General features: G+C 64.2%; 21 protein-coding genes and 1 pseudogene. 4 read left to right on the top strand and 18 right to left on the bottom strand.

The features are described 5' to 3' along the window. The 12 genes and pseudogenes from EOA79_RS17315 to EOA79_RS17260 form a co-directional block, all read right to left on the bottom strand. Positions 1 to 614 (bottom strand): annotated as a pseudogene (locus tag EOA79_RS17315) (hypothetical protein); the annotation flags it as partial. Between the two features lie 415 nt (positions 615 to 1,029). Next, the gene (locus EOA79_RS17310; RefSeq protein WP_245322347.1) at positions 1,030 to 1,623 is read right to left on the bottom strand and encodes a hypothetical protein; all 594 of its coding nucleotides are present in this window, start codon (positions 1,621 to 1,623) and stop codon (positions 1,030 to 1,032) included. Positions 1,624 to 2,149: 526 nt separating this feature from the next. Continuing rightward, positions 2,150 to 2,551, bottom strand: a complete 402-nt coding sequence (locus EOA79_RS17305; RefSeq protein WP_179293622.1) for a hypothetical protein — start codon at positions 2,549 to 2,551, stop codon at positions 2,150 to 2,152. Beyond that, positions 2,552 to 3,076 (bottom strand): hypothetical protein, encoded by a 525-nt coding sequence (locus tag EOA79_RS17300; protein ID WP_095824469.1) that lies wholly within the window; start codon positions 3,074 to 3,076, stop codon positions 2,552 to 2,554. It lies immediately after the preceding gene. Between the two features lie 3 nt (positions 3,077 to 3,079). Beyond that, positions 3,080 to 3,724, bottom strand: a complete 645-nt coding sequence (locus tag EOA79_RS17295) for a hypothetical protein (protein WP_095824470.1) — start codon at positions 3,722 to 3,724, stop codon at positions 3,080 to 3,082. A gap of 230 nt (positions 3,725 to 3,954) precedes the next feature. After that, positions 3,955 to 5,826 carry a hypothetical protein gene (locus EOA79_RS17285; RefSeq protein WP_245479197.1) on the bottom strand — a complete coding sequence of 624 codons (1,872 nt, stop codon included), beginning with the start codon at positions 5,824 to 5,826 and terminating at the stop codon, positions 3,955 to 3,957. Next, the gene (locus EOA79_RS33610; protein WP_245479198.1) at positions 5,813 to 6,421 is read right to left on the bottom strand and encodes a hypothetical protein; all 609 of its coding nucleotides are present in this window, start codon (positions 6,419 to 6,421) and stop codon (positions 5,813 to 5,815) included. Before EOA79_RS33610 ends, EOA79_RS17285 begins: the two co-directional genes overlap by 14 nt. Further along, positions 6,422 to 7,021: a hypothetical protein gene (locus tag EOA79_RS17280; RefSeq protein WP_127335252.1), complete on the bottom strand. Its 600-nt coding sequence runs from the start codon at positions 7,019 to 7,021 to the stop codon at positions 6,422 to 6,424. Positions 7,022 to 7,231: 210 nt separating this feature from the next. Then, positions 7,232 to 7,966 carry an outer membrane protein gene (locus tag EOA79_RS17275; protein WP_127335253.1) on the bottom strand — a complete coding sequence of 245 codons (735 nt, stop codon included), beginning with the start codon at positions 7,964 to 7,966 and terminating at the stop codon, positions 7,232 to 7,234. 162 nt (positions 7,967 to 8,128) lie between these two features. After that, on the bottom strand, positions 8,129 to 9,118 hold the full coding sequence (locus tag EOA79_RS17270; RefSeq protein WP_095778293.1) for a Coat protein: 990 nt from the start codon (positions 9,116 to 9,118) through the stop codon (positions 8,129 to 8,131). A 32-nt stretch (positions 9,119 to 9,150) separates the two neighbouring features. After that, positions 9,151 to 10,056, bottom strand: a complete 906-nt coding sequence (locus tag EOA79_RS17265) for a hypothetical protein (protein ID WP_095824472.1) — start codon at positions 10,054 to 10,056, stop codon at positions 9,151 to 9,153. 232 nt (positions 10,057 to 10,288) lie between these two features. Beyond that, positions 10,289 to 10,861 carry a hypothetical protein gene (locus EOA79_RS17260; protein ID WP_095824473.1) on the bottom strand — a complete coding sequence of 191 codons (573 nt, stop codon included), beginning with the start codon at positions 10,859 to 10,861 and terminating at the stop codon, positions 10,289 to 10,291. A 150-nt stretch (positions 10,862 to 11,011) separates the two neighbouring features. Here EOA79_RS17260 and EOA79_RS17255 point away from each other — a divergent pair, with 150 nt between their 5' ends. From EOA79_RS17255 to EOA79_RS17245, 3 genes are all read left to right on the top strand, one after another. Then, positions 11,012 to 11,200, top strand: a complete 189-nt coding sequence (locus EOA79_RS17255; RefSeq protein WP_095824474.1) for a type II toxin-antitoxin system HicA family toxin — start codon at positions 11,012 to 11,014, stop codon at positions 11,198 to 11,200. Positions 11,201 to 11,204: 4 nt separating this feature from the next. Then, positions 11,205 to 11,606: a type II toxin-antitoxin system HicB family antitoxin gene (locus tag EOA79_RS17250; RefSeq protein WP_095824475.1), complete on the top strand. Its 402-nt coding sequence runs from the start codon at positions 11,205 to 11,207 to the stop codon at positions 11,604 to 11,606. Between the two features lie 203 nt (positions 11,607 to 11,809). Beyond that, a complete protein-coding gene (locus EOA79_RS17245) occupies positions 11,810 to 12,127 on the top strand; it encodes a YMGG-like glycine zipper-containing protein (protein WP_066999331.1) in 318 nt (105 codons plus the stop codon). 129 nt (positions 12,128 to 12,256) lie between these two features. Here the strand turns inward: EOA79_RS17245 and EOA79_RS17240 are convergent, their stop codons facing one another. The 5 genes from EOA79_RS17240 to EOA79_RS17220 form a co-directional block, all read right to left on the bottom strand. Then, positions 12,257 to 12,520: a hypothetical protein gene (locus EOA79_RS17240; protein ID WP_127335254.1), complete on the bottom strand. Its 264-nt coding sequence runs from the start codon at positions 12,518 to 12,520 to the stop codon at positions 12,257 to 12,259. Positions 12,521 to 12,784: 264 nt separating this feature from the next. After that, entirely contained in the window at positions 12,785 to 13,393 is a 609-nt protein-coding gene (locus tag EOA79_RS17235) for a T6SS immunity protein Tdi1 domain-containing protein (RefSeq protein ID WP_095824477.1), read from the bottom strand. Next, positions 13,356 to 15,962 carry a hypothetical protein gene (locus EOA79_RS33185; protein ID WP_206639250.1) on the bottom strand — a complete coding sequence of 869 codons (2,607 nt, stop codon included), beginning with the start codon at positions 15,960 to 15,962 and terminating at the stop codon, positions 13,356 to 13,358. Before EOA79_RS33185 ends, EOA79_RS17235 begins: the two co-directional genes overlap by 38 nt. Before the next feature lie 427 nt (positions 15,963 to 16,389). Next, the gene (locus EOA79_RS17225) at positions 16,390 to 16,713 is read right to left on the bottom strand and encodes a hypothetical protein (protein WP_095824478.1); all 324 of its coding nucleotides are present in this window, start codon (positions 16,711 to 16,713) and stop codon (positions 16,390 to 16,392) included. Continuing rightward, positions 16,710 to 18,509: a portal protein gene (locus tag EOA79_RS17220; RefSeq protein ID WP_127335255.1), complete on the bottom strand. Its 1,800-nt coding sequence runs from the start codon at positions 18,507 to 18,509 to the stop codon at positions 16,710 to 16,712. The genes EOA79_RS17225 and EOA79_RS17220 overlap by 4 nt, the downstream gene beginning before the upstream one ends. 294 nt (positions 18,510 to 18,803) lie before the next feature. On the opposite strand from EOA79_RS17220, the gene EOA79_RS17215 reads away from it, so the two are divergent. Beyond that, positions 18,804 to 19,412, top strand: a complete 609-nt coding sequence (locus tag EOA79_RS17215; RefSeq protein ID WP_066999347.1) for a methyltransferase domain-containing protein — start codon at positions 18,804 to 18,806, stop codon at positions 19,410 to 19,412. A gap of 369 nt (positions 19,413 to 19,781) precedes the next feature. Here the strand turns inward: EOA79_RS17215 and EOA79_RS33180 are convergent. Further along, a partial coding sequence (locus EOA79_RS33180) for a hypothetical protein (protein ID WP_206639249.1) occupies positions 19,782 to 19,999 on the bottom strand: 218 nt, incomplete at its 5' end.

The raw sequence follows: 19,999 nt of genomic DNA, 5'->3' as shown, positions 1-19,999 counted from the left end.
GTGCCGGCGCCGGTCGCCGAACCGGAAGCAGCGGACGCGGAGCCGGCCGCTGCCGTCGCCGAATTGCCGGCATTGGTGGCGCTGGTCGCGGCACTGGTGGCGGAAGTGGACGCGGCGCTGGCCGAGCCGGAAGCGGCCGTGGCCGAGCCAGCCGCACTGGTGGCGCTGGTGGCGGCGGCATTCTTGGAGGTGAGTGCCGCGGCAGCGCTCGCCGCAGCGGCATTCGCGGCGTTCACGGCGTCGCCGAGCGTATCCTGCGAGAGATAGAAGCTCAGCGTGATCGGGTCGGCGCCGATCGCCGGATCCAGCGTCTCGAAGGCATAGACCCGATCGGCCGAGACCGTTCCCTCCTGCACATGCACGGTCGTGCCCTTCTGCATCGTGCGCGCCGTGCGGGCGTCGGCGGCGCGGAACCACCGGCCCTCGCTCGCCGTGTAGATGCCGTTCTCGGTCTGGTCGGCCTGATCCTTGACCAGCACGCGGTCGCCGACTTCGGCCGCCACGCCGTCGATGGTCTGCAGGCCGTAAAGGGTGATGTTTGCGATCGTCGCCAGGCGCACGGGTTCGCGTTCGCCGGTCAACAGGCGAACGGCGGCAGTTGCAGGTCGGGCCATAGGGCTTGCTCCATGAAAAAAGCCCCGCGAAAGCGAGGCTTGAAAAGATCGGGATTAGCGCGCGGCTAGATTTGTAGCCGCACCGGAATCAGCTCTTTGTCACCGCGATTTTCGCCAACAGCTTGATTGAGCCTGTCCGCGCTCGGTATCCGAGCCATCTGAATCCAAAATGCGCCCGCTCCAGCCGCCCCGCCAGCGGTGCCAGCGCTCCTGGAAGCGCGAAATGGCGGCCTGGGTGTTGAGATTGTTCTGGCGCAGCCGCGAGTCGTACAACATCGCATCGAGTCGACCTGCCCCTGCCGGGCGTTGGCCGCCAGCACTTCGGTCGGAGAACCGGAACTACGGTGACAGTGCATTATTTCTATGCGACTAACCGAAGGCACCTCAAATGGTTACGAATCGGCTTTGCGGCGTATCATTCTCTGCCTAGGTCAGTGTGCCCACTTCGATCGTCGAACGGCTTGAAGCTAGCCATAGGAAGACCCAGTGCATCGAGAACGTCCAGGATACGCTCCGACATGACGAGTCGCAGATCCGAGGCAATACCGAAGTCGGAGTGGCCGGCCTCTCCCTCTATCTTTAGCCAGACAAGAAGCGGAATCTTAACGTCGGAATAAACGTCACGAAAATTGTCGGAAATTGTGATTTTGACGTCAGCGAATGTCGCACCGGAGAAACCGGCCTGCTGCAACGCGAATTTGGCCTCCTCCGTGATAAGAAAGCAAGGAAAGCTTGCTACGAGAACATCGCCGGGCCAGCCGTCGACTTGAAACACAAGCTTGTTGACGATCGGCGGATGCACACTTACGTCCATCACAGTACCCTCATCCAGTTCGCCAACAACAATCGGCTCTACGTAGAAGTATTGGTGAACCACGTAGTCACCAGCATTTAGGTTAGCGTTCCGACCAAAAAAGGTCTTGCGATAGTTTTTTGATTCCTCCCATCCTACTGCAGCTCCCGCATATTTGACTCGCACCGGATCTCTGGCAAGCATTGCCCCGAGCATTGCATTGTCCAATGCGCGCTTGACCGCGGGACTGGTTGAAATGCAAAGCGAGCAAGCCCTTGTGGCGTCGGAGGGTTTCGGCATCTACCCCGTGAATAAGTGCCTCGCCCACTCGAGAGCTTCTCACCCCACTGTTTCGCGGCCTTACCAGTCCCCTTCAGGCCAAAGGCGGCCAACCGCTCGCCAGGAATGGCTCCGAAGGCATCAAGCAATGCTTCGCTGTAGTTACCCTCCAGCGCCGCATTGCCCGCCTTTTCGAGCGCAAACGACGCCCCCAGCGGGGTGATATCAGGTACCGAAGCGCTGGTCCTCGCCAAGCCCATCTGAGCCCACAAGCTTTTGCGCGAGAAGACGCCATAGGCTCCCTCGCTCAACTGTCTCCCGCGAATACGCCCTAGCCATTCTTGATTTGTGGGGATGTAGTTAGTGAGCTCTGCTTTCGGCCCTGAACGACCTAGGTCGACTGTCTTAGCCAAATCGAAAAGCCCCATGGGGTCGACTATTGCTTCCCGGCGTGTTCGATCGGCTATGCCTTTCTCTGTCTGGGCCGCGCGGCGCGCTGGCTCTCTGGCATGTTCGGCAAGGCAGCGGCGAACAGCCTGTCGAACAGGCCAGTCTTCATTACTCGGCCATTGTGCGGATCGACCTGGCCATACATGGCCTCATGCAGGCCGCTGCCATCGGCCGGCGCGTTCGCCGTCGCCTCGTCTTCGGCCTGCGCGATCTCGCCGTCGAACCGGCGGCGCGCCAGTTCGGCATCGAACGCCTCCTGCTGTTCCTTCATCTGCTGGTAGCGCTCGGCGACGGCGGAGAGGTGATCGCCCAACCCTTGCATGGCGCCGCCGATCGGCGAGCCCTGGGGATATTGCATCCCGTTGCCGGTATCGAGCCGGCGCTGGGCGACGGAAAGAGGAATGATGTGTACCACTCAGGTGTTCCCTGCCCAACTTGCTCTGGAAAAGGGGGAGGCGCCGACGATCACGGCGTTGCCCGACTGCAGGCCGCCGGAACTCGGACTCTTGGTCGGGTCGTAGATTTTGGAGAGGCCGCCGATGAGGCTGCTGCCAGCGTTGAAGATCGAGGCGGTCATCGCCTGCTTGCCTTGGAAGCGCGAGACGGCGGCCTGGGTGTTGAGATTGTTCTGGCGCAGCCGCGAGCCGTACAACATCGCATCGAGGTCGACCTGCCCCTGCCGGGCGTTGGCCGCCAGCACTTCGGTCGGCGAGCCGGCAACGCCGACGCCCGAGGCGCCGGCCTGGGCGCGCGCCTGGGCTTCGAGCAGGTCCTGCTTGTGGCGCTCCTGGCTCCGCTCGAAGGCGGCGCTTTGCGCGTCGGCCTGCGCCTGCTGCTCGTAGGCCTTGGCTTGGTAGTTGGCCAATTGCTGCTGCTGGGCGCCCTGCATCAGGGCGCCGCCGACCGAAATGGCCGTGCCGAGTAGGGCTAATGTGCACATGGTTCAGCCTCGCTTGGGTTTCTTGGTTGCGCCGGCGACGGGCGCGCGGAGCCCCGGACGCGCGTCGAGCGCGCCGCCGGAGCTGATCAGCGAAAGAAGCAGCCGGTCGGCCGCCAGGCCGGCGCGGCTGAGGCGCGATGGCGCCGCCGCGCGCGGACCGGCCATGGCGGCGCGGCGGGCGGCCGCCAGGCTCACCTTCCGGCTCGGCATGCCGGCGGCGTCGAACAGGCCGTTGGCGGTGGCAATCGCCCGCGACAGCGCGTCGGCCCCGAACAGCTCCTCGCGCAGTTCCTCGACCAGCCGGCGGGCGGCGCGCCAGCGCGCGCCGAGCAGTGCCGCCTTGCCTTCGATCTCCTCGCTGAGCGCCTCGATGTCGGCGCGGGCTTCGGTTTGAGCCGCAGTGGCCTGGCGGCCGCTGGCGGCGGCGATGGTCTTTTCGAGCACAGCGATCGTATCGTTGCAGTCGTCGAGCGCGGCGCGCGCGGCGGCGAGATCGCCGTCGCCGAAAATGGCGCGGTCCTCCGCCTGCTTCAGGCCTTGGCGGCTGGCGACGGCTTCGGAGAGGTCGGTGTCGAGCAGAGCGATCACGGCGGCGAAATCCGCAGCCGTCCGCGCCCTGCCGAGAGCTTCGGCATGGGGTGATGTCATGGGGGTTCCTGGTTGGAGAGGCCGGCGGGACAGCACCCCCCTCTGTCCTGCCGGACATCTCCCCGCAAGGGGGAGATTGGCAGTTCGGGCGATGTACTGTCACTTGCAAGGTCGGCAATTGGCGAAACCAAAGACGCCAGCTGATCTCCCCCCTTGCGGGGGAGATGGCCGGCAGGCCAGAGGGAGGTGCGCGGGAACTCGGCGTTGGGCTATTGCGGCAGCAACATCGCTTACGGCTCCGCGTCGAACACCGGTGTGAACGCCCGGATCGTGCAGGGCGTCGGGTTGAGGTGGCGGATCCTCACCTTGCCCTGCCCTTCCCAGCTGTCGTCGATCGGCACCTCGACATTGCCGGTGTAGAGCTTCGCCTTGCCGTCGGGCGCGACGACCGAGGGCATGCGCACGGCCTCCCAACGGCCGCGGATGCAAGATTGCACCTCAAGTCCCGTCGTGTCGGTCTCGAGCAGCGACAGGATCGCCTTCGCCACCTTCTTGCGGCGACCGATGATCGAGCCGTCCTGGCCGCCGACATCGAGCTCCAGCGTGCCGGCTTCCGATTGAAACGGAAGCCCGACTTGCCATTTCGCGGCGGTGGCGCCGGAGGGCAGCGTCACCTGACCGGAGGCGACGATGAGGCCGCGAAAGACCTTGCCGTCGCCCAGCACGTCGACTTTCTGGCCGTTGAGATGGCCGAGGCCGGAGACGACGTTGACCGGCGCCCCTGAGTAGGTCAGCCCGCAGTCGACCTGGAAAGCGTCGGCGAGCTCTCCGTATTCGAAGGGCGCCTGCATCACCTCGATGTAGCGTTTCGTCAGGCCGCCGATGGTGCGCTTGACGAACAGCCAGATGTCGTCGACGCCGTTTTGACCCGGCGTCACCACCGCGCTTTCGACCACCGCCCAATCGGAGCCCGAGAAGGTCCCGCCGAGGCGATGGCGGTGCATGCCGCGGACTTCCTGGCTCGGCTGGTGCGTGTAGCCCGCCAGCTCACCATTATCGAGGGGGAACCACAGGATCGGGTCGGGGTCGGTCTGGTAGGCGAGCTCGACCACGCCCTGCTTCGGAATGTGCTCGGATATCTGGCCGATGTCTTCGGACTGATATCGGCTGGTCTGCACCTGGGTCAGCTCGGCGATCGCCCGGCGCGAACGCGTGACATAGAGGAAAGATTGCCCGGCATCGACCGGTCGGATGCGGGCGCAGCCGAAAGTGCGCGAGCGACGGTTCTTGAAGGAGGACGGCGTCAGCGCCTCGTCGATGCCAGAGCCCGACAGGGCGCGGATGCCGCCGGAGGTGCCGATCAGCAGCGCGCCGTCGGAATCGGCGATCCACAATATGTCGTTGGCCTGGCCGCCGCCGGCCTGGACGAATTCCAGCGCGTCGTCGTCCTTCTCGCCGAGCGCGAAATTGTCGAAGTCGCCGGTGGCCGATGCATAGACGGAAAAGCGCCGGCTGAAGGCCAGGCGCTCCTCATAGAGCGAGCCGGACTCGACATATTTGCCCGGCACGAAGGTCCCGAGCCGCCAGCGGGTGATCGGGTTGGTGTTCGGCAGGGCATGGCCGTAGATTACGATCTTCACCACGGTGGTGCTGGTGCGGCTGGCGATCTTGGCCCAGCGCCAAACGCCGTCGGAGCCGAGCAGCCGGATGGCGCGGCCGACATCGGTAGCCTGGAACCCGGCGCCACCGTTGATGCCGGCCGTGCCGGATGCGGTGAGATCGAACGGCGTCTGGTCGGAAGCCGCGACATGAAAGGCAAGCTCCGCGGCGATCGAATTGGTCGCATCGTCGCCGCCGCCGCCGCTGAACACCAGCTGATGGTATTCGAAGGCGGACTTGTTGGGGAAATCGTAGAAGCGCGTCTCGCCATTGCCCCAGCCGAGCTCGCCGGTACGGGTATCGAGCGTGGTCCAGGAAACGCCGTCATTCGATCCCTGGACCTCCCAAGCGGTGAAGAAGTCGTAAGCCTGGGTCGCCTTGCTCGAGGCGGTCAGCCAGTAGGCGTCAACGACCCGCTGCGCGCCGCCGGCGGTGCGGTAGCGGATGAAGCCGTCGCCGCCGCCAGACAAGATGAGATGCTGGGTCTTGTCACGGTCGAACATCTTGAAGTCGTCGGCCGCTTGCCGCGGTAGCGGAGACGGTGCCGGCTGGCGTCGTGTTCGAGTTCATCTTGGGCGTCAGGTGGCCGGTGTCGGAAGGCGCCAGCGTCGTGGCGGTATCGTTGATGTCGTCATAGGGACCGTCGAGGAACTCGAAGTCCTCGAGCGTCCACGCGGTGTGCGCGGTGCGGGTCAGCACCTTGGGCGGATAGTCGCGATGGGTGATCCACATCTGGTCGGCCGACTGCACATAGGCAAGCTCGAAGAGGTCGGCCTCCAGGTAGGGCGAGGCGATCTCGACCGTGTCGACCCGCGCGCCATAGGCATAGACGCGGATATAGAGATCGCCGAATTCCAGGCAGTAGGCCTGGTCGGAGGAAAAGATGAATGGAATGCCGCGCGTCTTCTTGGCCGAGTTCTTCACCTCGGCGACGAAATAGGTGCCGCCGCGGGCGCGGATGCCGCCATGCGGCAAGGTGACGAAATTCTCGCATTGGGCGAGCGCCGCCCGGTAGAGGTCAAGGGAAGCGCGGGAATGGAGCCTGGGCGAGATCTCGCCGCGGGTGAAGACGTCTTGGACCGGATAGAGCGCTGTCATTTAACGAAAGCTCCTCAAATCGCCGCGCTGGGTTGCCCAGCCGCCGGTGTAGAGCCGGCCGCCGCGCTGGATGGCGTTGGCCGAAAAGGCGGCGTCGAGGGCGCGATCATAGGCGGCGCGGGCAATGTCGATCATGCCCGCCTTATGGGTCAGCGGATGCGCGACCTTGATGGCCAAAGCCGCCACCAGCACTTCGGTGAACAGCGCGTCCCAGTCGTTCGGATCGGTGAGGTTGGCGATGTAGCGGATCGTCAGCGGTCCCGGCTGGTCGGAATAGACCAGCCCCGCCTCCTGGCGCCAGGAAATCGGCACGCCGCCCGGCTCGCCGGTGTCGGCCAGCGGCAGCGGGCGGATGCAGTCGGCCGGCAGCTCGTAGGCATAATTCAGCGTGCAGTCGCCGCTTCCTGAATCCGAGCCCGGCACCAAGGCCGAAAGGATGGCGAACACCCAGGCGTGTTTCGCCAGCTCGCCCTCGCGGGTGAGGTCGAAATGCAGGTTGAGCAGGCGGGCCGCCTTGACGTCCTGGTCAAGGCTGTCGATCGGCGCCTCGTCAAGGACTGCCAAAGCCATGTTGGCGATGTCGAGCGGGGTGATGGCCATGGGTCAGCGCCTCGTCCGGCTTGGTCGAGCAAAAGTCATGGGAACTCCGGGCATGAAAAAAGCCGCGACTGGCGGCTTGGATTGCGTGCGGAATGTCAGCGTGTCGGCGCTTTACGGCGTCCTGCCCGGGCGGAGCCAGGAACGCTGACGCCTCAGGCGCCAGCGAATTCCCCTATCTTTGCGGCAGCTCGGCCGAAGCCAGTCAGGACCCTAGAAATGATAGTTGATACCGATGCGGACGGTGTCGAAGTCGATGCGGTCAGTCGACGGATCCGGCGGATTGCTGGTCGAGAAGGACGGCCGGCCAAGGTCGACATGCAAATATTCGGCCTTGAACGAAACCTGCTGATTCATCGCCCATTCTACGCCGGCGCCAGCGGTCCAGCCCCAACGTGTGTCGCTGAAATCGCAAGTCGGACTAGCACCGCATGCGCCGAGATCGGCCGATCCCTTCACGTGACCGACTGCAAGGCCACCGGTGGCATAGGGAAGAAAATTCTCGAAGGCATAGCCTACGCGAGCGCGGCCGGTGCCGAACCAGTCGACCTTGGCCGTGCACCCTTGGCCTGGGACGCCGCACGGGGGCACGAAGGGAATCTCTAGTACGCTGCCGTTCATATCGGCGTAGCTGATATCGGCTTCCGCACCGAAAACAAACTGACCCTGCTGCCAGTTGTAGCCGGCAGTCAACCCGCCAACAAAGCCGTTGGAATCGAAGTCGACCGAGCTACCAGAGTAATGATAGCTGTCGGACTTCCAGCCGTAGCCGGCGACGCCGCCGAGATAGGCACCCGACCAGTTGATGCTTTCCGCCGGAGCGCCCGCCACCGCATCGGCGGCCATTGCGGACCCGGTCAACAAAGCCAGCAAACCGGCAAACAAGAAGGAAAGTGAGCGCATCGAAACCCCAAAGTGAAACCCGACTCCCAACCTATCAGCGGCCACCGAGCGTTGATGTGTTTTTTGCGCAACACAACCGAATTTTTGCAGTCAGAGGTTGCTGTCGGCACATCGGTAATCGTTCGAGAACTATCGTTGCTGTGAGCGCTGACCAAGCGGAGCCAGCTTGGCGGAGCATTGCCTCCCCGCCAAGCGGTCGAAAGGTCGTTACGCCTCCGTCGTCTTCAGCGCGATGAAGCTCATGTTCTTCACGCTGGAGGCGGTGCGGTCCCAGTTCGCCGCCAGGGCCAGCTCGGCGTCGGTGGCGAACTCGCCGGCGGTCGAGGCGTCGAGAAAGCGCGTGCCCGGGACATGCGCCACGAAATGCCGGCGACCCACCATTTCAGTGACGCCGCCGCCATGACCCTGGCGCGGCTTGCGATCGAACTCTAGCGGACCGCCTTCAGAGTTCACCGGCAGCTCGTTCCACAGGATCGCCTTGTCCTTGAACATGAACGCCGTGTAGACGCCGGCCGCGACCGGGATGTCGTCGTCGACCACGCAGCGCAGGCCCATGTAATAGGGGATCAGCGGCCCGCCCTGCTCGGAGGACGGCACATAGTCGATGAGGTCGGCGAGCTTGAGGGCCTTCATCTGCTTGGAATGCATCCAGATGGTGCGGAACTTATCGGCGCGGTCGCCCATGAGGTACGCCGCCTCGATGATGTCGGTGTCGACGATCGAGGCGCCGGTGGTGCGCACCAAGTCGCCGCCGTCATTGGCGACGTTGTCGGCGAGCACGCCCTTCAGGATGCCGAGCAGGGTCAGCTTGTTGGCGCGCTGCCAGTATTCGGTCTGGCGGCGCACGATCAGCTTCTGCGGGTCGTCGCCGGCAAGGATTGCGGTCAGGTCCGGAACGCCCCAGGCCTGGGCTCGCACGTTGCGGGCGGCGACCTCGCGGCGCGAGCCGATCTTCTTCATCTCGATCGAGTCGGCCGGATCGTCATTGACCGGCTCCGACGGATCGTTGCCGAGATCCTTCCAGCCGGGCATGTCGACGGAGCGGCCGCCCATCGAGAGTTTCGAGGAAATGGCCGGGTCGGAGAACAGGATCCCGGCCTGGTAGATTTCGAGCGACTGGACGTGCTCCTCGAACGAGTATTGGGCATAGACGGACGGAACGATCGCGTCCGCGATGCGGGTATAGGCGTCTGCCATTCTTTCTTTCCTTCAGGTTTGATGAGGCGGTTTCAGAGAGGGTTGCTGGGCATCCAGAGGTCCGGATTTTCGCCCGCGTCCCGGGCCAGCCGCCGGGCGCGTTGAGGGTCGATTTTGACAAGGGCGGAGATCGCCGAAATGTTGCGCTCGCCGGCGGCATTGCGCCGGAAGGGATTTTGCCCCCTGGGCGCTCCGTCGGCGTCGATCGTGTCTTCGCGGAACATCGCCTCGCCGATGGCGTGGAAGGCCCGGGCGATCTGCGGATCGGTCAGCGCGCCGTCGGGCAGAAGGATGCCCTTCTGCTTGTAGGCGCTGACCAGCCCCAGCTTCTTCATCGCCCGGTTGGCGACCTCCAGCTTCTGGCGGAAGCCGTCGCTGTCGGTCGGTCCCCAGTCACGCACCAGCTCGTCGTGGGTGGCTTCGACCGAGCGGGAAAGTGCTGCCTGCTGGGCAGCGGCCTGCTCGGCCATGTAGCCGACGAAGCGGTCGTGATAGGCCTGCGCGATCCTCGGGCTGGCGCCCGCTTCGACCGCCCAGGCCTTCGAGGCATTGGCGAGTTCGTCCGAATAGGCGAAGTTTTCCGGCAGGTTGTCGGGCCGCCGGTATTCGACCTTCTCGGCCGAGGTCAGCGGACGCATCGCGTCCGGCAGTCTGGAATGGAACCTGTCCCATTCCTCCTTCGGCGCGTCCTTTGCCGGAACGCGCAGGCTTTCGCCCTGCTGGCGCTCCAGTTCCGCATAGGATGTGAAAACCCGATCGAGGCTTTCGGCCTTGTTCCAGCCCTTGGCTTCAGCGAGCTTGCGGTTGCCTTCGGAAAGACCGTCAAACCAACTTCTGCCGACCGCCGGGGCGGACCCGTTGTCCCCGTGGGCCGGAGGCGTCGCCAGGTTGCCCGCCGGCCGCGAAGCCACGGACCCGGCCTCTGCCAGATCTGTCATGAGTTAAATTCCTTTGTTCAGAGTTCCAGAAGGGAGCGCCGGCGCTGAAGCTGCCAATCTTCCCACAGGTGGGGGAGATGGCCGGCAGGCCAGAGGGGGGCGCGAAGGAACGCGACGTCGCGTTTGTTTGCATGAATTCAGATACGGTCAACGGCAAGGTCGGCGGGACAGCGCCCCTCTCTGCCCTACCGGGCATCTCCCCCACGAGGGGGGAGATCAGCAGTTCGTGCGCCTACGCGTTATCCCCCCAGTTCTCCCACAGCAGCGTGATCGTCCCCGTCACCGCGATCGTGCCGTCGGCGTCGATGTCGGTGCCGGTGGCAAACGCCAGGTTGAGATAGAGGTCGACCGGCGTCGTTGTCCCGTCGAGCGTCGCGGCGGCGGCGATGTCGGCGGTGGAGGCCGTGGAGACCGCGGTGCCCACGCCGTCCAGCGTGCGGGCGGTGGATGCCAGCACATTGACCATGGTGCCGGAAAGCGTGGCGCTGGACGCGGCCGCTGAGCCCAGCGACCAGGTCAAAGCCGCATTGTCGTTGATGGTCGAGGCGCGGGCAGTGAGCACCGCAAACTGCAGCCTCGCCGTGCCGCCCTTGATGCGCACCTTGCCGTCGGCGAAGTCGAAGATCTTCTGGCTCGCATAGGCCAGCGCATCGGCGACCGGCACCTGCAAGCCGGCGAAGCTGAAGACGGTGCGGTAAGCTCCGCCCTGCCCGCTGGTCGCGGCCTTCAGGCCGAGCTTCGGCGGCGCAAGGCCGGCCTCGCGGGCGACGGCGCGCGCAAGGGTGCGGGGTAGTCCTCGGGTCATCTCATTTCTCCATTCTTGGGGGTGAGGCGTGGTCCGCGCAGCGGACGGAAAGCCAATTGCTTGGCTTTCCGAACACGGAGGGCGAACGCCGATTGGGCATCCTGCGCAGACTCTGGACGCACTCTTGAATTGTGTGTATCAATACACAACATGAAGAGTGCCGACGTCATCGATAGATTACAGGCTGACGGCTGGTTCGAGGTGGCTCGCAAGGGCAGTCACGCCCAGTTCAAGCACCGCACCAAACCGGGCCGCGTGACGGTGCCGCACCCCAAGCGCGACATTCCGGTCAGCACATTGAAATCCATCGAGAAACAGTCTGGCCTGAAGCTGAGGTAGAAATATGCGACACTATATCGGCCTGATCCACAAGGACGCCGACAGCGATTTCGGCGTCTCGTTCCCTGATTTCCCCGGCGTGATCACGGCTGGAACAAGCCTCGACGAGGCCCGCATGCTGGCCGAGGAGGCGCTTGCCTTCCATGTCGATGGCCTTGTCGAGGATGGCCAGGCCATTCCCGAGCCGTCATCCCTCGAGGATGTGATGATCGATAAGGACAATCGCACGGGTGTCGCCATCCTAGTCACGCTCAAGACCGAGGAGGCTAGGGTGGTGCGTGTCAATGTTACGATTCCCGAGGATGTGCTCAGCGAAATCGACCGCTATGCCGAGCGCCACGGCTACAGCCGCTCCGGGTTTTTGACCGCCGCGGCCAAGCAGGCGATGCGGAACGAAGCCGCGTAGCAGCCTCGCAATCTGATTCAGAGAGCGTCGCTATCTTACTGTTGGCCATTAACATTTCCGGTTTGGAAACCATGAACTTCAACAGCCGGGAAACCGTGACTCACTTCGTGAGCGGGTGCCGCCGCCGTTCCGCCGCAATGCGACCGCAGTTCAGCTTCGTTCGCCCCTGTCGTCAGTCCCGGGGCTTCAGAGGAGTTCTAGAGATGATCATCAAGAAGGCTATTCTGGCGGTGCTCATGACCGCGGCGCTTGCCGGATGCGAGACGCAGACCGAGGGTCAGCAGCGGGCCACCACCGGCGCGTTGATCGGCGGCGCCGGCGGCGCGCTGGTCGGCCAGGCGATCGGCGGCAACACCAAGAGCACCGTCATCGGTGCGGCGAGCGGCGCGCTGCTCGGCGCCGTCGTCGGCTCGGCCACGACGCCGCAGCGCCGCGGCGAGCAGCTCTGCCGCTACCAGGACCGCTACGGCCGCATCTACACCGCGCCCTGCGACGACCGGTACTACAACGGCGATTATTGATCGCGTCGGCTTTGCCCTCTCCCCGTTTCACGGGGAGAAGGTGCCCCAAAGGGCGGGGCAGCGCCGGCGCCTGAGATGCTGGCGCTATCGAGCGCTGAAACGGCGAAGCGAAGGCGAATCTAAGGGCCATCAGCTCGCAGGCTGGCTTTGCCTGCGGCGGCCGCGAACAAAATCCACAATCAGCCAGATCAACTGAGCAACCATATAGACGGAGCTGTGGGACCAATCCGGCGCCCCGTTATGCGAGTAGCCGTAAGCAGAGGCGACAAGGGCGAGCGCGCCGCAAATGATATGCACCAGCAACAGGCGCAGCACGCCACCGTTCCAACTCTTTGTAACCCATAGCAATAATCGGCTCAGCAAAAACGTCGGAACGAGCGCCCCGAGCAGCATGGCGGCAGACCCTGCACCCATATAATCCCCCTTTGTCCAAGTGCGGATAGCTTCGAAAGTTCTAAGAGGCCAGCGAATACCTTTCTTCTGCCTATTCAGATTTTACGCCCTTAGCAACTCTCGCTTGCATTCAGTCACCGTACCTGCATTTTTAGTTGTACGCAACCTCACGGTTTGTGGGTGAACATGATTATGTGTGATCTATCACGGTCTGCTGGTGGGTTGCGCTTGGTGCCTCGTCCATGCCACCCCCGGGGTTCAAGCCTACACGCGCACTGGTGTTCCGGGCGGCAGTCCCTTCACCTTGGCGATGATTTGGCCCATGATGTGCCAATAGACATCCAAGTCCGACAACTCGAAATTGTCGATCGTGTCCTCACCTCCTAGAAACAGCGGTTTCTTGTAACCTACGCATTGTTGGTAATTCGGTTCGGCCCCACCGCTCTCACGCCATGCTGCGTATCCGTCGGGGACCAAGGCGGCACCGTCCTCCTCCACGAGCTCGACGTCGTGGAAAGTCTTGATATTGGACGGTATCTGCAAAGCTTCCGCCGTATGCGGTTCGAACATCAAAACGCCTGGCTCGCCCTGCTCAAGCCTTCCGGTGTCGACCGCAAAGGCCGAGCCTTGCCAGTCATAGCCAAAGCAAGTTATTCGACCGGAGAATTCGGGGAAGCCCAACAATACTCTTGCGTTCCATCGCGCGACGTCCTGCGCCCGCATTATTCGATACAAGCCATGACGGAACGTCGCGCCGCCGAAGGTCGCGAGCAACTCATTCAGCCCGGCCACCTTTGTTTCCAGCGAAGAATTACCAGAATCCGCCGGGACCCTGCTATCTACCTCGAAGTTTTTTTGGAATATCTCGAACATCACGATCTCCAATAGTTACCTTGTTGATTTTAGTTCCCTTTGGCAGATTCTTAATCAAGTTATTGATTTGAGACCCGAGACTTGTGTTAACGCTGGCGTCAAGCAGAGCCATATTGTCGATTGTATCTGAACCTCCAAGCTGCAAATCGACTCGGTGGTCCACATGGCTGCCGGCAAGAACCTCGTTGCCAGCGGCTATAAACCTCCTCCGCGCCGATCCAAACAGCCGCACAGCACGGCTAACCACAGTGTCGGCTTCGGTCAATATCTTAACTTTGAGATCCGCCGCAGCCCGTTGCGCGGCATCCCATTCAGGCATGTAGTAGAGATGGAGATCGTGGCCGGCAGTAGATTCATCGACGCCGGCGATAGTACCTCCGGCCTCGACCTCTGGAGGCGCTGTGATGCTCTCGGAAGCTGAAGGAGCCGGGGCCTCCAGCGCTGCATTGGACGGGACCTCGGTTTGGCCACCAGTGAGCCTTGCCACGACCCGGCTGCCGACAGCACTAATCCCCTCGGCGAGCGCATTTCCACCGGCACCCAAAATCGCGCCGGAGCCCATTTCCCGCACGATGTCCCGCCCGTTGAGCGCGGCGTCGACGCCACTGAGCATGGCGCCGTCGGCGGCTGCGGTCGCGCTTCGCGCGAACAGGCCCGGCACGCCCTTGAGAGCCTCAGCTCCGAATCTTCCGGTGAAGGTAAGGCCGGCGCTCTGAAGACCATGGCCGGTGACGAAAGCGCCGAGCAGGTTTGCGCCTATGGCAGCCGATCCGGCACGGTCCTCGGCGTTTTCGGTTTCGGCTTGCTCGGCCGCCAGCAGCTCGTCATAGCTCTTGTCGGAGAAAAGCCAGTTCATCCCGGCAGCGAACTTGTCGGCCTGTTCGAAAGTTGCGCCGTTGGCCATCAGCCTGACGACGTCGTTCGTGGCGGCGAACGGCTTTTGCCACCATGGGCCGGCGTCGAACCGCGCGCGTGCCGGATGAGCAGCCATGTTGATCAGATCGGACTGGAGGTTCTTTGCCTGGGCTTCCAGTTCCGCCGGCGTGATCTTCGGATCATCCGCCGCGTTTTGGCGGAGGCGAGCCAGAGCGGATTGGAAAACCTGTCCGGCCAATGCGACGCGCGCCTCGGGGTCGCGCACCGCCTTCAGAATGTCGCTCAGTTCGATGTTGCGCTGCTGCAGCGGCACGCTGTCATCGACATATGTGGCGCCAAGGCTGTCCGAGAATTCCTGCGGAACGGCCAATACTGTGCTGAAACCCAGATGCTGCTGGGCAGCCCTGGCCCAGTTGACGGCCGCCTGAAATTCCTCAGGCGTCTTGACCTTGCTCCAGTCCGGAGCGTCGCCGCGAAACAATTGACTGACGTAAGCGACAGGATCGGCTTCGCGGGCGGCCATGATCAGCTGGGCGGCGCCGGCCTTTATCTCGTAGCGTTTGCGCTGTTCCGGCGAACCGCTTGGTCCAGGTTCGGAATCGCGAAGCTCTGCATGGATCGCCTGGTTCGGCGCCGCATGCATGTCGGAGTAGGCTTTGGCGACACCGGCTTTGATCCGGAATTGTTCGAAACGTTCTGGCCCCAGGTCGGCGCCGTAGACCTTGACGAAGTCCTGCTCGGTCGGCTCTTCCTCGGGGTATCTGCCGGTGATGGCGATGACCGCCGGGGCGTTCTGCTCGGCAAGCATGACCCTCGCATTCGCTCTGACCATCTGAGCCGCGGTGGCGTTGTTCGCCTGAGCCTTCAGCGCGCCGATGTCGCCCGGCTTCAGGTAGGTGACGGCGTCGAGAGGAATGGTTGCTGGGTCATTCCGCGACGGCCGTTCGCCGAACGCCTGTGCGACCATTTCATCCGGCGTTTTTTGGCTGTTTGCTTCCGTTGTTTCGTTCCGAGCACCGCCAGCAAGCTGCGAACGCACCGTCTCGCCCATGCCGTCACTCGCGACCTTCCCCGCGCTGAGCATCTCGGCGGCGCGGCGCGGGTCTTGCGCGATGAGCGCCTGCATCCGCTGCTTCGCCGTGCTGGCGCGCCAGGCGGCTTCGGCCTGCAGCCTGATCTGCGGATCGAGATCCATCTTAGCGATGAGATCGAGGCCGCGCTGGCGCGAGGCATCGAAAGCGGCGGTATCGTTCGGGTCGCTCCGCGCGATGTTGTTGAGCTCGGCGGAGTGAACCTCCGCCGCCTGATCCTGCTCATATTGCTTGCGGCGCTGATTTTGCTGCAGCGCCATTCGGTGGGAGCCCGCCTCGCGCAGCGCTTCCTTGCGGCTGGCAATGCTGGCGCGCAGCTCGGGCGGCACCTGTTTCAGGAAATTGCCGAACAGCGTGTCGAACAGGCCGGTCTTCACCACCTGGCCGGTGTACGGATCGACCTGGCCATACATGGCTTCGTGCAGGCCGGCGCCGTCGGCGGGCGCATTGGCCACCGCATCGGCCTCGGCCTTGGCGAGTTCGCCGTTCAGCCGGCGCGCGGCGATCTCGGTGTCGAAGGCCTGCTGTTGCGCCTTGCGCTGCTCGTAGCGCTCGGCGGCGGCCTGCCATCGGTCGCCGAATTGCTGCATCGCTTCGCCCACAGGCGAAGAGCCCGGATATTGCACCGCGTTGCCGGTATCGAGCCGGCGCTCGCCTACAAAAAGAGGGATGATGTGGACCATTGGCTGTTTCCTGCCCGGCGGTTTTGAAGGGAGTGCGCGCGGCGACGGGCCGCCAGGGACGGCGGCCGGTTCGGCGGTGCGGGTGGTGAGTTTCGGGTGGAGCTCGGATGGCGGAGGGATCGCGACGTGGTTCGTGCGACTGGGCTGGCGTTGACGCGACCGCGGCGTGGCAGATCACGGCACGGCCGGTGGGGCACGCCCCCCTCGGTCCTGCCGGACATCTCCCCCGCAAGGAGGGAGATTGGCTGCATGCATGCTTTCGCCAATCACCAACGCTGCAGAATTGGCGGTGGGAGCGAAGCTGCTGATCTCCCCCCTCGTGGGGGAGATTGGCAGTTTCAGCGCCTCATCTCTCCTCGGCCCGCGCCGCCTTTTCGAGTGCGGCGAGCTCGCCATCTTCCAGCGTCAGAAAACCCATGATGTGCTGCACCACTTCGGCGCGCGCGTTGCTCAGCGCGCTGTGCAGTTCGAAGCCCTCGGGCGTCTTGGTGCGCGCCAGCCAGTCGCCGTAGGACGGGCGGCGATAATAGCCGGTGGTGGCGGTGAGGTCGGCGAGCACCATCTCGCCGTCCTCGCCGGAAAAGGCGCGGCGATAGGCTTTGGTCAGCGCCTCGCGCGCGGCCAAGGGGCCGCCGGCGTCGGATGGGCGGGCAAAGCGTTTGCGGCTCATGCGCCACCATTGGCGGCGCCGGCAGGCATCGCGCCTTGAGCAGCGGCAGGAGCACCAGCCGCGCCACCGGCAGCCGCGCCGCCTTGGCCGCCCTGCATCATCGCCTGCAGGCTGTCGAGCAGGCCGCTGTCGCGCGCTTGCACTGCCGCCGGAACGGCGTCCTTCGCCACCTTGCCGGCGGTGGCGATCGCGGCCATGCCGGCCTGCGCTTGTTGCGCTTGCGCCCTGGCTCCACGCAGGCCCTCGACCTCGTCCTTGCGTCGAAAGATGCGCTGCGGGCTGCGGCCGGCGCTCTGCACGACGCGGAGCGCCTCGTCGCCGTCGATATTGTCCATAATGCCGGGATCGAACTGCGCCATCTGCATGGCGGTCGTCACCACCTGAATGGTGTCGCGGGCTTCGGCTGAGCGGCGCAGCACGTCGAGCGGGCCGGTGAAGGTCGGCCGCACCGTCTTGCCGGCAAGACTCTCCGGCGGCGCGAAGCGGCTGTCCTCGTCATAGAGGCCCTTGTCTTCCAGGATCGAAAGCTCGCGGTCGAGATTTGCGGCAAAGCCGGCCTGGATGATCGAACCCGACGGCCCGAGCAGCGCGCCCTTCTCTTCCTGGCGGATCAGCGCCTCGGTGGCGGTCATCTGCGGGTTCTGCACCAGCGTCTGGAACAGGTTGACGAACATCATGTCGCGGATTTCCTCCGCGCGGCTCGCCGCATAGTCGAAGGCATAGCTTGGGTTCTGGCCGGTCGCGATCGGCTGGATCAGCGGTCGTCCATTGTCGTCGATCAGGCCCGGATAATTTTCGCCGGGATTGAGCACCGGCACATAGTCGAGCCTGGCCTTGGACGCCGTCGGCGGATCGGTGATCTGCTGCAGAGCGCGAAGCCCGGAGCGGCGCACCGCGTTTTCCTCGCGCACCGTGGTCAGCGCCTCGATGGCCGGCGAGATGCCGTAGGCGTCGCCCTCGTAGCGGCGCCAGTTGAAGGTCGAGACCGGGAAGGTGCGGAAGCCCGACTCGCGCACGATCTCCTCCTCGTCCTCGATCACGTGGTAGGAGGCAAACGCCGCGTCGAGATATTGGTAGGAGCCGCCGGAGCGATACATGCGCCGCTCGTCGCGCGGCTGAACGCACTGGATCAGCGAGACCTTCTCCTCGCATTTGGCGGGGTCGTCGACCAGAGCCTTGATGCGCGCGGGCAGTTTCTCGTAGCCGAGCAGCTGCGCCGCCTGGCGCGCCGTGCGCTCGTAGCGGCGATGAAAGGTGTCGACCTGGCCCCAGCGGTTTCGGCTGAGATAACCCTCGACCACGGGAATGGAGGCATAGCGGATCAGCGTGCCGCCGAAGCCTTCCTCGGCATAGAGATAGGCCGGGCCGTAGCGCACGACATTCCTGAGGCAGGCCTGCGTCGCCGGCACGAAGTTGGAGTTGGCCGAATAGCGCAGCGCGAACAGGAAATCGCGCAAGGCTTCCGCCCACTCCTTCTCCTCGTCCGTCTCCTCATCGTCCATCTCGGCGGTGGTCAGCCCGTGCCACTTCTCCGACTGCGGGATGATTAGGCTTTCCAGCCCGGCGGCGAGCCGGTTGGCGGCGGAGTTGATGGTGTTGGCGTAGACGCGAGAGCCGCGCCGCTCCTGCCGTTCGGCCTGGCTTTCGCCGCGGCTGGTGCGGCGGCCGGTCCATATGTCGGGCGCATCGGGATCGCAGAACTCCGCCACTGCTTCCCAGACGGGCTCATAGGCGGCGCGTTCGGTCTCGAGTTCGGCCTGTCGCGACAGGATATCGCGGGCGCGGGAATCGGTCATGGGGATCTCGCTTGTTTGGCGGAGCGGCCGGAGCTGCCAATCTCCCCCCTCGTGGGAGAGATGTCCGGCAGGACAGAGGGGGGCGCCGTAGAGCGCCACCTCTCGATGAAGTCAGCCAGAACACCTGGCCGGGAAACTGGTAAGCGAAACGATGGAGAAGCCGGCGGGACAGCGCCCCCCTCTGCCCTGCCGGGCATCTCCCCCACACGGGGGGAGATTACCCTCTTCATGTCATCTTTTGCGCACTTCTGGGTGCTACACACCCATCCGCGGCGGGCACGAGGGAGGTCGAGAATGAGCCTTGCCGGCGCGCTGAAAACCCGAAGCAAACAAGCAGTGAAGCGGCTGATCGGTTACGACAGCCGCAACTGGCTGCGCATCCGCCAGATCGAGGCCTTCACGACCTTCCTCGAGGCGGCCAACCGCAAGTCGCGCGACGTGATCGAGATCTCGCCGGGCTGGAACCGCTACTGGCGGGCGATGTGCCCGGACTACCGGTCACTCGATTTCCCCGACTTCGACATCTGCAAGGATCGCACGGACGAGCAATACTCCATCGTCATTGCCGACCAGGTGCTGGAGCATGTGCAGCGCCCGCTGGCGGCGGCCGCCAACATCCACGCCATGGTGAGGCCCGGCGGCTGGGCGATGGTGGCCACGCCCTTCCTGTTTCGCGTGCATGCGCGCCCGCACGACTACAGTCGCTGGACGCCCGCGGGGCTCAAGCAGCTGATGGTCGAAGGCGGCTTCGCCGAAGACGACGTGCAGGCCTTCGGCTGGGGCAACAAGGCCTGCGCCAGGGCCCATATTGGCGGCCCGGTTCGGGCGTACGGGCTGTGGCGGGACCTGAGCAACGACGAGGAGTATCCGGTGATGGTCTGGGCGTTCGCGAAGAAGGGGTGATCGGGTGACGCCCTACGAAATCCACTCTGTGGCATTTTCCAAGCACTTGCTCGGGGACAAGCCCGCTCGCAAATGCAGGAAAATGCTTTCTCCCCCCACAAGCGGGAAGATAGCGCGCCGCATCAGCGCTCCCGTAGATCTTAAGCGTTGGCAACTAGCGTCGAGGACAGCGCGGCGCCTTTTCTCCCCCTTGTGGGGGAGAAAGCGATTTCAACATCTTAGCGAAGCTAAGTGTTGGAAATCGCAAGAGAAGGGAAAGGCGCCGATGTTGATCAGTGGGATCGCCGCTTCACCAACCGCGCATGCCGTCGCCAATACCACCAATCGAGCACGCGGCGGCGGAAACTGCGTTTCATCGCTGTCATGGCGTCAGACTCCGAGCAGCACGCGGCGCCGGCCGGCAACGTCGCTTGGCGCCAGATCCGTCTTGACCGTGGTGAGCGTGCCCTGGCGCTGCTCGAGCTCAGCCCTGAGCGCCGCTTCCCGCGCCTGCACGTCCTTGTCCTGCATAGTCGGCGCCGGCGGCAATGGCTTCAGTTCCGGCGGTTTTTGAAAGAGACACATGGTTCCAGCTTTCTCTTGTCCAA

This window comes from Mesorhizobium sp. M1A.F.Ca.IN.020.03.2.1, assembly GCF_004023205.1.
Taxonomy (GTDB): Bacteria; Pseudomonadota; Alphaproteobacteria; order Rhizobiales; family Rhizobiaceae; genus Mesorhizobium.
This window is presented reverse-complemented; position numbering and strand designations above follow the sequence as displayed.

Bases quoted from the DNA above. Each gene is read 5' to 3' on its own strand.
- EOA79_RS17240 (WP_127335254.1), bottom strand. From the start codon at position 12,520: ATGCTGCTCGGGGCGCTCGTTCCGACGTTTTTGCTGAGCCGATTATTG.
- EOA79_RS17270 (WP_095778293.1), bottom strand. From the start codon at position 9,118: ATGGCAGACGCCTATACCCGCATCGCGGACGCGATCGTTCCGTCCGTC.
- EOA79_RS17255 (WP_095824474.1), top strand. From the start codon at position 11,012: ATGAAGAGTGCCGACGTCATCGATAGATTACAGGCTGACGGCTGGTTC.
- EOA79_RS17300 (WP_095824469.1), bottom strand. From the start codon at position 3,076: ATGTGCACATTAGCCCTACTCGGCACGGCCATTTCGGTCGGCGGCGCC.
- EOA79_RS17215 (WP_066999347.1), top strand. From the start codon at position 18,804: ATGAGCCTTGCCGGCGCGCTGAAAACCCGAAGCAAACAAGCAGTGAAG.
- EOA79_RS17225 (WP_095824478.1), bottom strand. From the start codon at position 16,713: ATGAGCCGCAAACGCTTTGCCCGCCCATCCGACGCCGGCGGCCCCTTG.
- EOA79_RS17260 (WP_095824473.1), bottom strand. From the start codon at position 10,861: ATGACCCGAGGACTACCCCGCACCCTTGCGCGCGCCGTCGCCCGCGAG.
- EOA79_RS17245 (WP_066999331.1), top strand. From the start codon at position 11,810: ATGATCATCAAGAAGGCTATTCTGGCGGTGCTCATGACCGCGGCGCTT.
- EOA79_RS17310 (WP_245322347.1), bottom strand. From the start codon at position 1,623: ATGCTCGGGGCAATGCTTGCCAGAGATCCGGTGCGAGTCAAATATGCG.
- EOA79_RS17250 (WP_095824475.1), top strand. From the start codon at position 11,205: ATGCGACACTATATCGGCCTGATCCACAAGGACGCCGACAGCGATTTC.
- EOA79_RS17265 (WP_095824472.1), bottom strand. From the start codon at position 10,056: ATGACAGATCTGGCAGAGGCCGGGTCCGTGGCTTCGCGGCCGGCGGGC.
- EOA79_RS17280 (WP_127335252.1), bottom strand. From the start codon at position 7,021: ATGGCCATCACCCCGCTCGACATCGCCAACATGGCTTTGGCAGTCCTT.
- EOA79_RS17285 (WP_245479197.1), bottom strand. From the start codon at position 5,826: ATGTTCGACCGTGACAAGACCCAGCATCTCATCTTGTCTGGCGGCGGC.
- EOA79_RS33610 (WP_245479198.1), bottom strand. From the start codon at position 6,421: ATGACAGCGCTCTATCCGGTCCAAGACGTCTTCACCCGCGGCGAGATC.
- EOA79_RS17220 (WP_127335255.1), bottom strand. From the start codon at position 18,509: ATGACCGATTCCCGCGCCCGCGATATCCTGTCGCGACAGGCCGAACTC.
- EOA79_RS17295 (WP_095824470.1), bottom strand. From the start codon at position 3,724: ATGACATCACCCCATGCCGAAGCTCTCGGCAGGGCGCGGACGGCTGCG.
- EOA79_RS17235 (WP_095824477.1), bottom strand. From the start codon at position 13,393: ATGTTCGAGATATTCCAAAAAAACTTCGAGGTAGATAGCAGGGTCCCG.